Source organism: Atlantibacter sp., from assembly GCF_032062175.1.
In the GTDB taxonomy this organism is placed as follows: domain Bacteria; phylum Pseudomonadota; class Gammaproteobacteria; order Enterobacterales; family Enterobacteriaceae; genus Atlantibacter.
Genome location: NZ_DAMBQK010000023.1, coordinates 65,105 through 78,277 on the forward strand (window position 1 = coordinate 65,105; position 13,173 = coordinate 78,277).

At 51.8% G+C, this 13,173-nt stretch carries 8 protein-coding genes and 1 pseudogene; 1 reads left to right on the forward strand and 8 read right to left on the reverse strand.

Annotation, left to right across the window (positions count from 1 at the left end; all coding sequences use genetic code 11):
- The 5 genes and pseudogenes from RT120_RS17805 to RT120_RS17825 form a co-directional block, all read right to left on the reverse strand.
- Positions 1-463, reverse strand: a pseudogene (locus RT120_RS17805) (hypothetical protein); the annotation flags it as partial.
- 10 nt (positions 464-473) lie between these two features.
- On the reverse strand, positions 474-2,573 hold the full coding sequence (locus RT120_RS17810; protein WP_312984704.1) for a DUF3274 domain-containing protein: 2,100 nt from the start codon (positions 2,571-2,573) through the stop codon (positions 474-476).
- Complete coding sequence (locus RT120_RS17815; protein WP_312984706.1) at positions 2,566-5,106, reverse strand: type VI secretion system tip protein VgrG; 2,541 nt, start codon at positions 5,104-5,106, stop codon at positions 2,566-2,568. The genes RT120_RS17810 and RT120_RS17815 overlap by 8 nt, the downstream gene beginning before the upstream one ends.
- A gap of 209 nt (positions 5,107-5,315) precedes the next feature.
- Entirely contained in the window at positions 5,316-5,831 is a 516-nt protein-coding gene (locus tag RT120_RS17820; protein WP_312984708.1) for a cupin domain-containing protein, read from the reverse strand.
- 43 nt (positions 5,832-5,874) lie between these two features.
- Positions 5,875-6,753: a LysR family transcriptional regulator gene (locus tag RT120_RS17825; protein WP_312984710.1), complete on the reverse strand. Its 879-nt coding sequence runs from the start codon at positions 6,751-6,753 to the stop codon at positions 5,875-5,877.
- 115 nt (positions 6,754-6,868) lie between these two features.
- Here RT120_RS17825 and RT120_RS17830 point away from each other — a divergent pair, with 115 nt between their 5' ends.
- Positions 6,869-7,591, forward strand: a complete 723-nt coding sequence (locus RT120_RS17830; protein WP_312984712.1) for a sulfite exporter TauE/SafE family protein — start codon at positions 6,869-6,871, stop codon at positions 7,589-7,591.
- Between the two features lie 38 nt (positions 7,592-7,629).
- Here the strand turns inward: RT120_RS17830 and RT120_RS17835 are convergent, their stop codons facing one another.
- The 3 genes from RT120_RS17835 to RT120_RS17845 form a co-directional block, all read right to left on the reverse strand.
- The gene (locus tag RT120_RS17835; RefSeq protein WP_312984714.1) at positions 7,630-9,498 is read right to left on the reverse strand and encodes an STY4199 family HEPN domain-containing protein; all 1,869 of its coding nucleotides are present in this window, start codon (positions 9,496-9,498) and stop codon (positions 7,630-7,632) included.
- A 21-nt stretch (positions 9,499-9,519) separates the two neighbouring features.
- Positions 9,520-11,586 (reverse strand): hypothetical protein, encoded by a 2,067-nt coding sequence (locus RT120_RS17840; protein ID WP_312984716.1) that lies wholly within the window; start codon positions 11,584-11,586, stop codon positions 9,520-9,522.
- Between the two features lie 202 nt (positions 11,587-11,788).
- Positions 11,789-12,901, reverse strand: a complete 1,113-nt coding sequence (locus RT120_RS17845) for an MBL fold metallo-hydrolase (RefSeq protein WP_312984724.1) — start codon at positions 12,899-12,901, stop codon at positions 11,789-11,791.
- Positions 12,902-13,173: the final 272 nt, after the last annotated feature.

The window sequence follows — 13,173 nt, forward strand, 5'->3', positions numbered from 1 at the left end:
TCATATATAAATGACCAATATTGGTGGTGATAAATGCCTGGTCATTTACCACGACGATTCTCTTGATATCTTTACCATCAGGTCTGTCAACACCATAACCTTCCTCAGATTTTTCCAGGGGGGGATAAGGTGCCATATATGTAGCTGTCTGCCATGTTTCACCATAATCTTTTGATATTGCATATGCTCCTGGTTCCCACTCAGGGAGGAGAATATATTTTTCAGATGGATGTATATATTTCCCCGTAAAAATGCGATACATCGGATTAGCATACACAGACTTATGAATATTTCTCTTTTTATCATGATACCAGATATACCCTTCACAATAACTTCCAACCAGTTCAAGATAACGATTTTCGTCGTAGCGATAGACTACCTGTGAAGGCGGTTTTTTATGTAATGTACACGCCGTTGCAAAGATCATCGGCAATATTGCAATTTTGGCGATCCGTATTGACATAATAAATTCCTTATATATGTTTTGGTTCTGGCATCGCCCACTGAAGATGGGCTACTTCCTCGTTATGGGTTTCATTACGTTGCGCGGGTTTAACTTTAGTTGAATTATAATATTCATTAACCACACCAAAATCTCCTTTGGGTAGGGCATTACCTGGGAAATTCATTAATTCCTTAGTCTTTTTCACATTTAACTTTCCTGTTTGATAATACGCTCTTGCATCGTCAAAGCCATTCCTCTCAATACGCCAGTCAGCCCGACACAATAAATCAATCCAAAATTGCCCCTCTTTATACTCAAAGGCTTTACATCTTCCGATTGCCAGGTCAAACGCCATTGCTTTAGCGGGTGCATCTATTGATGCGACAATAGAGGAATGCTGGCTGTAACCAACCGGATCTGACTGCATCCACTCTTTTTCCAATTCTTCCGGTGTTTTTTCATGGACTAATTGCACGCTGTCACTGTTGTTTTTTCCCAGGACGAAACCGCTAATATAGTTTCTTTTATATTCCCTGGAAAAAACCTTCAGCTCCGACTCGGAGAGTACATAGCCGGCGGGTAATTGACCAAAGCCACACCACCTTAGGCTGCGGGTGTCAATTTCCGTGCGCTTCAGCGCATTGGCTTTCGCTGAATAGGAAATAAATTCGTCAGGAGACCCTTTTTCAATGTCGGAATAGTATTTATTGCCAACATTGTCAACGCCCTGGAGGACATGTGTAAACGGTTCCGGCAACTGCTCACCGTTAATGACTACATCACTGAATGTGTATTGTTTCGTCTGTAAGGAATCCTGCACAAAAAATCCCTTTTTGGGTTCAGGCATTTCAAAAGGGGTAGTTAACGGGCTGTTACCAATATTAGGTCCATTTTCGCAGAATACGCGCTGTTTTAAATTAACCAGATCTTTAGCAATTTCATGGGGTATACCCCGCCAGCCGAACCCCTGAACATTCAACAAGGATACGATAGTGTCATTAGGGCAAAAGTAATTGTAGACCTTTCCGAAGTTATTACGCCTGTATAACTTATCATTTTTCCATTGTGATTTCCCACCAATACAAACAGCCCCTTCCAGCTCCTCTATTTCTGCATCCGTATGACATCCATCATTAAATCTGGGGTTTGTTTTCATGAGGTTGCAGAAATTTTTAAATGTTTCCTGCCTTGCGCGGTTTGTCTGGTGATGCCCGCTCGTTATCGTTTCGCCGTTCGTATTTTCAAGCGCATAAGGTGAATGATTCAGAATGACACAATCTGCGGGTCTTTGTCCGGCCTGTTTTACCAGCATATTTGCCAGCATGGTTATAATTGTCCCCTGAGAGTGGGCAACAATATTTATTGCATCATCCTTAAGCGGATCTGTTTTTCTGATTGTCAATATCAAATCAGCCAGTCTTTGCGCGGCAAAAAACTGATAGATCCGGTGCGGGTTATTATAGATAGGATGGGTATAGTCACCCCCATTACCATATAAAGAATAAAAATTCGCCAGGTCTGTTGCCAGCCCCGTTGAACCCGGCCCCAGCATGTCCGGTATATTCGTCGTGGCGTTTGCAAATGTTCCGCCGTTTTTGGCGTAAACATCATCAAGGGCATTACCAAAATTATCGTTGGTGTATTTTAACGTGGTTGTCTTGATATGCCCCAGCTTTTCCAGCTTCGCTTTATCATCTTCCTGATAGGCATCATAAGGCAGTTTTGCCCCGTCACCCAGTTTATCCACTTCTGCCCGGTAACGGCGCTGGTCTTCAATATAGGTGGCATGGTCAACAGGCTTGTATCCCCAATAAAAAGGGATTACCGGCGAACGCCCAGCCTTTTTAATCTGCTGCTGTTCGCCGTCGCCCATATCCATTTTGTACTGGTGCCATTCATGCTGATATAAATCATCCCGCCCCAGACGTTTATTCAGGCCCTTAATTATGCCTTCCTCCTGATTCTGGTAGGCCTCACCTACGTCATTCACACCGTGAACAAGAATAACAATGCACGGCATGGGGCGCTTGAGGTCTACAAAACAGGTCTCCACGCCTCCGCCTGTTGATACGGGTACACCCTGCACGTTGGTGGCGACAATACGTTTATTAAAGGGGCTGTTACTCATCGTGCAAAACCTCCATTTGAATATCATCCATTTCGTTGAGCGCGATTAAAGGCGTTAATCCTTCGGCATCTGTGACCCCCTCAATAACCTCACCGCTTGATTTTGTTAGCCTGAATTTTGTGTTTTTAAAAACTTCATGGCGGTTACCCTCCGCATGCAACTTAATACGCCGGTGAAACTGGTCCTCTTTAAATACCGGGGTTTTATCTCTGGCCGATTCCGGGCCGCTCCAGTCCAGTTCCACACCTTTAATGTGTACTCTCGAGGGGGAAAATATTTTTATCGAGCCATCTTCATTTATTCGAATGCCGCCGCCGCCGCACAGTAGCTGTATATTTTTTTTGGCGCTAACCGTCACATTGCCGTTGATGCTCTGGATATGGCAGTTCTTATCTGACAGTAAGCCCATTTCACCGCGCTGTGCCTGAACAGAAATATCGTCTTTGGCCGCAATGATCCTGATGCCAATAGCGCGGGAGAACAGCGATAACCCCTGCCCCACGGCGACAGAGAGTTTTTTGAAAATGTTTATGCTGCCGTTGTTTGCCGCGTTGAGGGATAAATCCTTACCCGCCGATATGGCCAGCGTTTCAGGCGTGACGTGCGCCATACCTTGTTCGGCATAGGCCACCAGCCCCGGTCTGGCGAGCTTATCCAGCGCGGCATTCAACTGTTGCTGTGGATGGGTATCAACATTAAACGCCTGCGCCGTCAGCGCGCTTTGCTGTAAGGATGCCGCCAGCGCCAGGGCGTTCTGGAGTTGTTCAATCACCGGCGCCATATCGAGCTGCTTGCCCTGCGCCCTGGGCTGCGGATCGGTTGTCAGCATCAACCCTTTCGCGGCGCGGATCACCGCCCGGTCGTCGGTGCGTAACTCTGCACCTTCACCGCGCTGCGTCCTGGATGCGTCAACAAGATGCCCGAGATTAAGCTGGCTTTTGGCATACTCGGTACTGAGCTTGATGTGCTGCTGACCGCGTTTATCCTCCATCCTTAACTTATTCAGCCCTGCCGTTCTGATCACGTTGCGAGTGTTATTACGGTTAGTCACCAGGTCGGGTTTTGGATTGTGATGGAGCGCGTGAGCGATAAAAGGCCTTTCAGGATCGCCCCCCTCAAAAGCAATCGCAACCTCGGTGCCCTGTATCAGCGGGAAGTGATGACCATACGTATCACCGGCATAAATCCTGGCCAGACGAACGGGCATACTTTCATAGCCCTTTTGCTGTTCATCGAGGTCAAAATCAAATTTAACCCAGTACCGGCCCTGCGCATCGATATGGCCGTAGGGGTCGTTATCCTGCGTTGAGGAAATGATGGCGGGGACAGTCCCGGCTATACGTGGGCGCGGCAGGGGCTGTGGCCGGAAACAGACCGTTTTGCTGTAGGGAATGCCCAGCAATTCAGATTGCAGGGCGCTGTCACGTTTAGCCTTAATCACCATTGCGGTGACCACAAAACCCCCGGCAAACGATCCCGGAATGGTGCCGTCAATATCAAGCACCATCCCAGGAACGATAAGCGGGCTTGTGGTTACGCCTGTCAGTACCGACTGGTGGTTAAGGTAAATTTCATGATGGCGTTTTGCGTAAAACCAGCTTGATTCATCGCCCTGGGCGTGTTCGAACGGAGAACCGGTGACATGGTGAATATCTGCGTAGCGGTAGTCATTGCCGTAAGTGGTTGTGCTATCCCTGACAGGATCATTCCTGGCATGGAGAACGCCACTGTAAGGCAGCCGGTAGTCAAAATTTTTGGCCTCAACGCTCTGCGGGACAACGTTATGTCGTGAAACCAGTTTGTCTATTGAATACTGGTTGCTGGTTAAACCTGCGTGGGACGCATGCAGTATCTTTTGATCAAAGAGGTACCGGTTCTGCGCATCACCAAAAACAGTCACAATAATAAAAGGCTGTTCTTTATGGTTTTCGAACCTGAACCAGATACCTACCTCTGACAACAAACGGCTGATAAATTGCAGATCCGTTTCGCCCCATTGCACAATCATTTCGCGCTCGGGATAGCGGCTTTGCAATTTATCAAAATCGATTTCGTAACCCCTGAAGTGATGCTCTTTCAGAATTTTCGTTACCAGTTCAGGTACAGTGGTATTCAGATAAATTGCCGATCTTGTTCTGCGGTCGAGCAAGGCCAGTTTATGTTCAAGTATTATTTCGTACAGTGATTCATCTGGCGATGTGCTGATTAATGAAAATGATGTGATCACCCCCTCAATCTGGCGTTCAATATTCCATTTATCAGAATCGGGAAAATATTTACTCCATTTATCATTAGGGGCACGGATATAAAGCGATGCTAACGTGTTAAGCAATACGCTCATGGGGATGTCTTTGTTTGATGATGTAAATCTTATCACGTAAGCATATGGCTTACTTAGATTTTCAATACCATGGAGTGATTCAATGTCGAGATTATCAATCGGATCAGCACAATGTAATTTCAGTAAATATTTATTGATACTATCACTCGGTTGAATATCTTTTATATTATAAAAATTAGAACCCTTGCTCATCTTTTCATCCTGAAAATAATGTAACCGTTAGGGAACAGGCGTATCTGAGATTATTAATAATTTATAATTGTTTAACCAGAAAAAATACGTTGCGTAATATGACGCCAATAGACAAGCCCTCATTCAACTGATGAGGGCTTTTTCATTTAAATATGTATCACGTTGTGAATAACGACAGGTCGAGCCGCATTTTGCTTCTATGTTCCCGGCTAAAGGTGCTGCCAATACTCCGTCAAAGCAGGCGCTTCTCCATTAACCGGATCCTGCTCAGGAAACGGCAGCGCGGCGATACGCGCCAGCATCTCTGGTGTCGCCGCCTGTCTGCACAGATCAAAATCCGCACCCGGCGGATAGGCCCCAACCACCAGAAAATCCTCGCTGGCCGATAACCGCCGATGCCCGGTGCCCGCCGGGAGTAACAGCGCGTCGCCGGTTTTCACCTCGATCTCTTCACCGCCTGGCCCGCCGATCATCAGGCGCGCCGAGCCCTGGGCTACGCCTAACATTTCATGGGCGTTAGAGTGGTAATGGTGATAGTCGAAAATCCCGTCGCGCCACTGGGGCGGCCAGCCGTTATCAGCGAACCGCTGTTCAAACCGGCTGGCGATATCGCCGTCAGTGATGACGCTTTTATAGATTAAGACCGGTAAATGGGGATTATTAGGCACCCAGTCGTGGGCGGCGAGCATCAGGGTTTGGGGAATAATGGCCTGGCGAGCAGTCATCCGCGATCTCCTTCCGTTAACGTGTCTGTTAACTGTAGACGGCTTATCGACCCGCCAGTAACTGTTCCAGAAGACTCTGCATGGCTGGAGATAATGCGGCCCCGTCGCGATAGCAAAAGCAGAGCTGTCGCTGCGCCCAGCTATCCGCCAGTGCCAGGATAGCGTAGCCATAACGCGGCTGATAGCGCGCGGCAATGCTCAGCGGCAATATCCCGATACCAATGCCCTGCGCCACCATTTCCCCGACACCCTCAAAGGTGTTCATCCGGATACGCAGCGCCAGCGGGCGGCGGGCGTGGGCGTTGATATGCTCTTGCAAGGCGCTGCCCGGATATAACCCGATAAAAGCCTGGTCCTGTACATCAGCAAATTGGACCGTTTTCTGCGATGCCAGTGGATGCCTTTCCGCGACGATCAGCGCCAGGTTGTCGGCGGCCAGCGGCCATAATTGTAGCCCCTGCGCATCGACGGCATCGGACACGATCCCCGCCTCGCCCACGCCGTTCACCAGGCAATTGACGATATCGCTGCTGGTGCGCTCCTCCAGTTCAACATGCAGCGTGGGATGCGCCGCTAACCAGCGCGCCAGCCGGGACGGCAGAAACTCGCTGACCGCCGAAGTATTGGCGAAAAGCCGTAGCGTCTGCTGTGCACCGCTGGCGAAGCCGTTAAGTTCACTTTTCAGTTGGCTTTGCTGTTCGAGGATCAGCCGGGCATGGCGTTCAAACGCTTTGCCCGCCGCCGTGGTCGCCACGCCGCGCGGATGGCGCTCCAGCAATTGTACGCCCGCATCCGCTTCAATATTACGCAGCCGTTCACTGGCCGACGCCAGCGCCAGGTTTGCCCGCGCCGCGCCCTGGGTAATGCTGCCCGCGTCAACGATGCATAAGAACAGTTTGAGGTCTGCCAGATCGAGCCGCATACGCTGCCTTTTCTCCCTTCGGTTGTGCCGAAGGCCGTGTGGGGAAAACCAGATTGTGCCCTGTCCAGCACATTGATTCAATTGAGCAATGGACCCCTTACTTACTGAATACGCTATGAATGAGTTAATGCTGATTTTTGTCGCCGCCGGCCTGGTAAAAGGCGTGACGGGGATGGGTTTGCCAACGGTGGCAATGGGCCTGTTAAGCCTGGTGATGCCGCTGCCGGCGGCCGCCGCGCTGCTGGTGCTGCCGTCGTTTATCACCAATATCTGGCAGCTATTTACCGGCCCATCGCTGGGCCCGATTGTGCGCAGGCTGTGGCCGATGATGGCGTGTATGGTGCCCGCCACGTTTGCCGGTTCGGCATTGCTGATCGGCGCAGGGCAAGGGGCGGTAGCCGGATTAGGCGCGGCGCTGATTGTTTATGCCAGCTATGCGCTGTTAGCCCCGGCGTTGGCGGTTCCGGCACGTGCCGAGGCGTGGCTTTCGCCGCTCACCGGGGCCATCACTGGCGTGGTGACCGGTGCGACAGGCGTGTTTGTGATGCCTTCTGTGCCTTATCTTCAGGCGCTATCGATGAGTAAAGACGAACTGGTGCAGGCGCTGGGGCTGTCGTTCACCCTTTCTACCGTGGCGCTGGCAGGAGGTCTGGCGGCACATAACGCCTTTCCCCTCGCGCAGCTTAACCAGTCGCTGCTGGCGATCGTTCCGGCGCTGTTGGGAATGTGGCTGGGGCAGAAGATCCGCGCGCGGTTGAGTGCAAAACATTTTCGGCTGTGCTTTATGCTGTTTTTGCTGGGCCTGGGAGTTGAACTGGCATCGAGGCCGTTTATTTGACGGGGCGGCATCGCAGAGAACCGCGATGCCGCGTAAGTTTAGATTTTGATGCCGTATTTCGCGGCAACGGTATCGTAATAATCAATTTGTTCTTTTACATCAGCGATAACTGGCGGGTAATCTTGTTTAGCAAACTCAAGACGGCGATCGCAATAATATTTAAGAGACTCGCGGAAAACTTTCATCGATACAGAACTGTACTGGTAATCAGCAAATTTTACGCCGGTCGCTGTCGCTGCCCGTTGAGAAATATCTTGCCGCCCTTCATTGCCAAATAATGAATACATGGCAGCCTGGCGCGCTTTAAAAATATCGTTTGCTACCGCGTCGCCATTATCTTTCATTAGCTCTTTAATGCACGCGGCCTGGGGTTTGTTATATTGGGCATATTCTTTATTCAGTCTGGTCTGGCGTTCAACGGCTTCTTTGCGTTCCTCAGCAAAGATTTTCTGCGCCTTCGAGTCCGCGCACACCAGACGAATAATTTTGCCGTTTAAGGCTTCGTGGAGCGTCCCTTCCTTCATACGTTCGCGCATATAATTGATTTGTGTCCGGCACTCATATTCCGACCCGTTGATCCGATTCTCAGGGTGCGCAGTAACATATTCAATGGTATCAGCGAGATTCTTGCTGGGATTCTTGCCGTACTCTGTCATGGCCGCTGACAAAAATAATGAATCCCAGGTCATTCCACCTTCGTTAAACAATTTAACCGTGCGCAAGTCACCGTGCTTAATTGCCTGCTCCATGGTGCCCCGATCCCACTGCACCCCAAGGTTCGCCAGTTCTTTACGTGGATCAACGCTGGTTTCCTGCTTCACTTTGCCAAGCTTTTCCTGCACGTCGCTGACTTTATCTTTGATGATTTCGGTATTCACAAAGCTGCCGCCGCTAAAATGCAGTGTCACACCGGTAATGGCGATAATGCCCACAATACCCGCCAGAGCCCAGGTAAGTTTGTGATTTATTTTCTTCACGACCACTTCATTACGTTCAGCGGCGGCATTCAGTTTCGCCAACTGTGTCTGATACGCTTTGATAGCCTCGGCGGGCGCGTGGTACAGCGCATCCGGGTCCGTCTGCAAACGTCCCTGCTGATGCGCATTGCGCAGCGGCTCAACCACCTGGTCGAAATACTCATTCAGCAACAACATTTCTGATTCGGTTAACTTTTTATGGTGGGCAATTTTATTGCGGATATGGTTCAGGCTCTGCAAAAACTGCGACAGCGTTTCCCGGGTGGTGGAGGCGTAATTCAGCCCCGAGGCGCCGTCAAAATAGGCGTCGTAATAATTCGGGTAATCCTCTTGATTGGAGAAAATAATCCGCAGTTGTTCCAGCAACGTACCGCTGAGAATATTGTCCTTCTCGGCGCTTTTCATAATCCGCGCCACCTGCTCTTTACCAAACAGCGTTTGCAGCCGCTCGGCTAATTTCTGCTGGTCTGCCCAGGCTTCGTCAATCACCTGGCGGATTAACAACTCGATGGCGCGCATCTGGCGCACCGCGTTATCCTCGCTGGTTTCGTCGGGCAATGAATAGCGGCTGTCCCAGTTCAGATGCGGATATTTGTGTTTTGCCAGTTCAAGCAGGTTGACGATTTGCAGGCAGGCGATCAGGCATTTATTCAGGGTGATCGGATCAAGATTTTGCACATCGTCGCAGCCGCGTAACCCTCTCATCAGGTCGGCATAATCCAGCATTTGCTGCCGGTTAAATCCCAGCAGTTCGCCCACTTTGATCCAGTTGCCGTTCTCGTTGCGGGCGTCATCCAGCATCCGGTAACTGGCGTCGAAGCTGTTATTTTCCGGCTGCGGTACGCTTAACACCCTGGCCAACTGTGCATGGGCCAGGGCGATTATATCCCGTGAGCGGGTAACAATGGCGATAGCGGTTTTATTATTCATTCGGTTATTTCTCCGTGCGCATTACTCTTCCTGGCTGCGAATATCAAAGAACCAGAAGAGGATGAATCCCAGCAGACCAAAAACTAAAAAGACGATCAGCGTGATCAGTTCAAAGTGGGCGCTCTGCCCGGCGATCTCCGCAAGTTGCTGCGGCGTGGTATCGGGATGTTTAAACAGCAACAGTTGCCATTCATATTCATTGGTGGTGAGGATATCGCGCACCGGCTCCCAGACATGGCTGGCGGCAATGCCCATCCCCAGCGCCGAAAACAGCGAACCGTAAATGCGGTGGCGGCGCGAATTCTGGCGGGCGATGGCGTCGCGCATCAGCGCATCCAGCCTGTCGACCTGGGCAAACAGGTTGCCGCGCTGCTCGTGTAGCCCCCACTGGCGTTGCAGCATCTCGCTCAGGCGGTTTTGTTGGGCGCTGGCAAACAAGGTGTCGGTGCTGTTCAGCACGTTCAGGGCATTGACGCGCAGGGCGAAGATCTCCTCTTCCCACTGTTTATCTTCGAGGGTGCCCGTCTGCTGTTTTAGCTGCTCCGGCCATTTTTTGAAGATTTCGCGGGTCTGGCGCAGGAACTGGGCGTACTCGTCGCTGAGCGCGGCGATGCGCCGGGCAACCTTTAACAGGCCCTCCAGCGCCGGATCGTCCGGCGAGCGGCTAAACAGCGTGACGCCCTGTTGATGGCTAACGATCAGTACATCGCCCTGCCACTGTGCCTCGTAATGATCCGCCTGCGGCAAGGTGTACGGGGTGGTGGGCAGGGATTGTTGGCTACAGCCTGCCAGCCATGCTTCAAACGACGGCGTGCTGGTCAGGTAGCTGCTGGTATCGGTTTGCTGTAAACGCGCGTCAGGCTGGTTCCAGCGCCAGGCGCACACCCGCTTTTGCCCCTCGGCTTGCGGGTTGGGATCGTCAACGCGCGTCAGGCACGGTTCCAGATGATCGACAAATCCTTGCTGCCAGATCAGCGGCAATACATCCTGCCACCAGTCGAGTTTGCTGCCGGGGATCTCCGTGTCATCGAACTTTTTCGGTGCACCCAGCAGCGTGTAACGCCCCGCGTCATCCCACCAGGGTTGGTCCGGCGCATTCGGCACCCCAGCGTAGCTGTGTAACGGACGGGGTTTGCTGCACGGGCGCTGCCCCGCCCAGCGGTGATTTTCCCCGGCTTCCAGCGCCTGCCACAAGTTTTGTAACGACAGGCCGCTTTTCGGATCCACCGAAATTACCATGTCGTTGCCGGTGCCCTGCTGGTGCTGACGATAAATGCCCAGCAGCGTAAACCCGTTTTTACTCCAGCTGTGGGTCCGGTCATTACGGGCGAAGATCTTGAACAGGCCGCTGGGGTTTTGCTCATTGAGGAACAGCGCATCCACCAGCATTTTGCGGCGGCTGTCGGCCTGCTCCACCAGCAGTTGACAGGTGGCGGCGCGTTCAATCGCCAGCTGATAAAGCTGGTATTCATAGGCCAGCGCGGCCTGCGCCGAGAGATAATCCGCCGACGGCAGGGCCTGAATGCCCTGTAACGGCTGTCGGGTGTGGTTAATGAATGCTGTGAGTAATTTCAGGCAGCGGATAAAGCCATCGCGCAGTAACTCCGCATCGTAATGATGAGGTGCGGTTTGGGCGGCATGCAGGCGCGCATGGGCGAATACCGTGTGCAGGCAGGCGGCAGAATGGCCGACGTTATCGCCATCGAGATAAAATCCCTGCTCCCACTGGTCGATATAACGCACCCACTCGTCCAGCTCGTGGGTGTCGCCGCGGGTGAATACGTTGAACAGCAGCCAGGCAAAACAGCTATCCAGTGAAAAATCTTCAATGGCAATATGGGTAACCGTTTGCGAACGCGCTTTGTCGCTTAATGCGCGCCGCTCACTGTCGTCCATGGCCCACAGCCACGCAGAAAGCGAACGGTGCTGGCTGCCGTTTTTGCAGTTCAGGGCAATACCCGGCGAGGCCGCGTCGCCAATACCCAGCGCCAGCATCCCCGCAGGCAACTCGCGCACCGAAGGACGCATTGAAAAAGTGACATTTTCAAGCGCAGCGGCAAGGCAGTCCCAGTTAAGTCTTTCGGCCATTCATCATCCTTTAATGCCCGCAGAAATTCAGGCAGCAACGCAGTTAGGGTTATTATTTGTCGGGAAAGAAATGCAGCAAAAAAGAATATTATAGATGGGGTAATGCGGCAATAATATTAAACCAAATTGCGCTTAAGTCACGAATAGTCACGACCCTGAATAATTAAACGGGTCGTAACTATTAATTTTAATAGCTTGTATTTTACTGCGCGTTATTACTCTGCCACCAGCGACTGAATGTCTGCTGGCTATTCTCCATTTCCACCGTTTCACCGATTTTCGGCGTCAGCAAACGCCAGGGCTGATTTGCGCTGGCAACGGAGAGCCGCTCCAGCGGCTCATTCCAGCGATGGTGCGCCAGTTTGAATTTGCTGTTGTGTGAAGGCAGTACCGCTTTGGCCTGTAAGTCGCTGGCGGCTTTGGCTGCGTCTTCCGGGGTCATATGGATAAACGGCCATTGTGGATCGTACTGCCCGCACTCAAGCACCGCGAGGTCAAAACCGCCGAGCTGCGCGGCGATATCTTTGAAATGCCGACCGTAGCCGCTGTCGCCGCCGAGGTAGATCCGCTGGTTGGGCGTAATAATGGCGTAGGAGGCCCACAGCGTTTGGTTGCGCTTAAAGAAGCGGCCTGAGAAATGCTGGGCAGGCAGAATATGGATTTCCAGCCCGCTGGTTTTCATTACGCTGTTCCAGCCGCCCTCGAATATTTTGTCTCTCGGGAAGCCCCATTTTTCAAAATAAGAGCCAACGCCGGTGGGGGTAATAATCTGGCCAATTTTATCGCGCAGGGCATTAATGGTCGGATAATCCAGATGGTCCCAGTGATCGTGGGTAATTAACAGATAGTCGATCGGGGGAATATCATCGGCACGATAAATATTACTGCCGCTAAATGCCACGTTGGTGCGCGGGATTGGCGACGCATAATCGCTGAATACCGGATCGATAAGGTAATTTTTGCCGTCGAGGCGAATAAAATAGCTGGAGTGCCCCATCCATACCACGGCGTTTTCCTTGAGCGGGTGCAGATTGGTTTTTTGCGAAGGCAACACGCCGTCCGGCTGCGCGCCCTCGTCTTTACCGAATAAAAAGCGATACCACAGGGTTAACCGGCTCTGGGTGCGGGTCACTGGCGGTGGATCTTCGGCGTTAAAGAATTGCCCGTCGCGGTACAGTGGATTATCTGCCTGCGCCGGGACCACGGGCGAGACGTACTGCGGCTGCTGAAGCCAGGCAAAAATGAACAGCGTTAAAAGCGCGATGATGATAATCAAATAGCGGATCCCACGTTTTAGTTTCGAACCTGTTGTCATCGAGGCGTATGCTCCGGGGCCAAAGAGGGGCGTCAGCAGAATGCTGGCACGATGGATAAGCGTACAACAATTGGGCTGTCGCCGGGGGAGGATGGCACGAAGTGGCAAGCTGTCTTTTGTTTCGTTCGGTGGGATTGTTCCGTTCGGTGGAAGGGTTCCATTCAGTGGAGTTGTTCCGTTCGCCAGGCGTTCGTGGCTCAACGTGACTCCGTAGCACGCGAACGGGCAAAGGGGGATTCCGCATCCCCCTTTGCAATCCCCGCTCCCGGCCA

Excerpts from the sequence above, each read along its gene's own strand:
- RT120_RS17815 (WP_312984706.1), bottom strand. The coding sequence starts at position 5,106 with ATGAGCAAGGGTTCTAATTTTTATAATATAAAAGATATTCAACCGAGT.
- RT120_RS17835 (WP_312984714.1), bottom strand. The coding sequence starts at position 9,498 with ATGAATAATAAAACCGCTATCGCCATTGTTACCCGCTCACGGGATATA.
- RT120_RS17830 (WP_312984712.1), top strand. The coding sequence starts at position 6,869 with ATGAATGAGTTAATGCTGATTTTTGTCGCCGCCGGCCTGGTAAAAGGC.
- RT120_RS17820 (WP_312984708.1), bottom strand. The coding sequence starts at position 5,831 with ATGACTGCTCGCCAGGCCATTATTCCCCAAACCCTGATGCTCGCCGCC.
- RT120_RS17845 (WP_312984724.1), bottom strand. The coding sequence starts at position 12,901 with ATGACAACAGGTTCGAAACTAAAACGTGGGATCCGCTATTTGATTATC.
- RT120_RS17810 (WP_312984704.1), bottom strand. The coding sequence starts at position 2,573 with ATGAGTAACAGCCCCTTTAATAAACGTATTGTCGCCACCAACGTGCAG.
- RT120_RS17840 (WP_312984716.1), bottom strand. The coding sequence starts at position 11,586 with ATGGCCGAAAGACTTAACTGGGACTGCCTTGCCGCTGCGCTTGAAAAT.
- RT120_RS17825 (WP_312984710.1), bottom strand. The coding sequence starts at position 6,753 with ATGCGGCTCGATCTGGCAGACCTCAAACTGTTCTTATGCATCGTTGAC.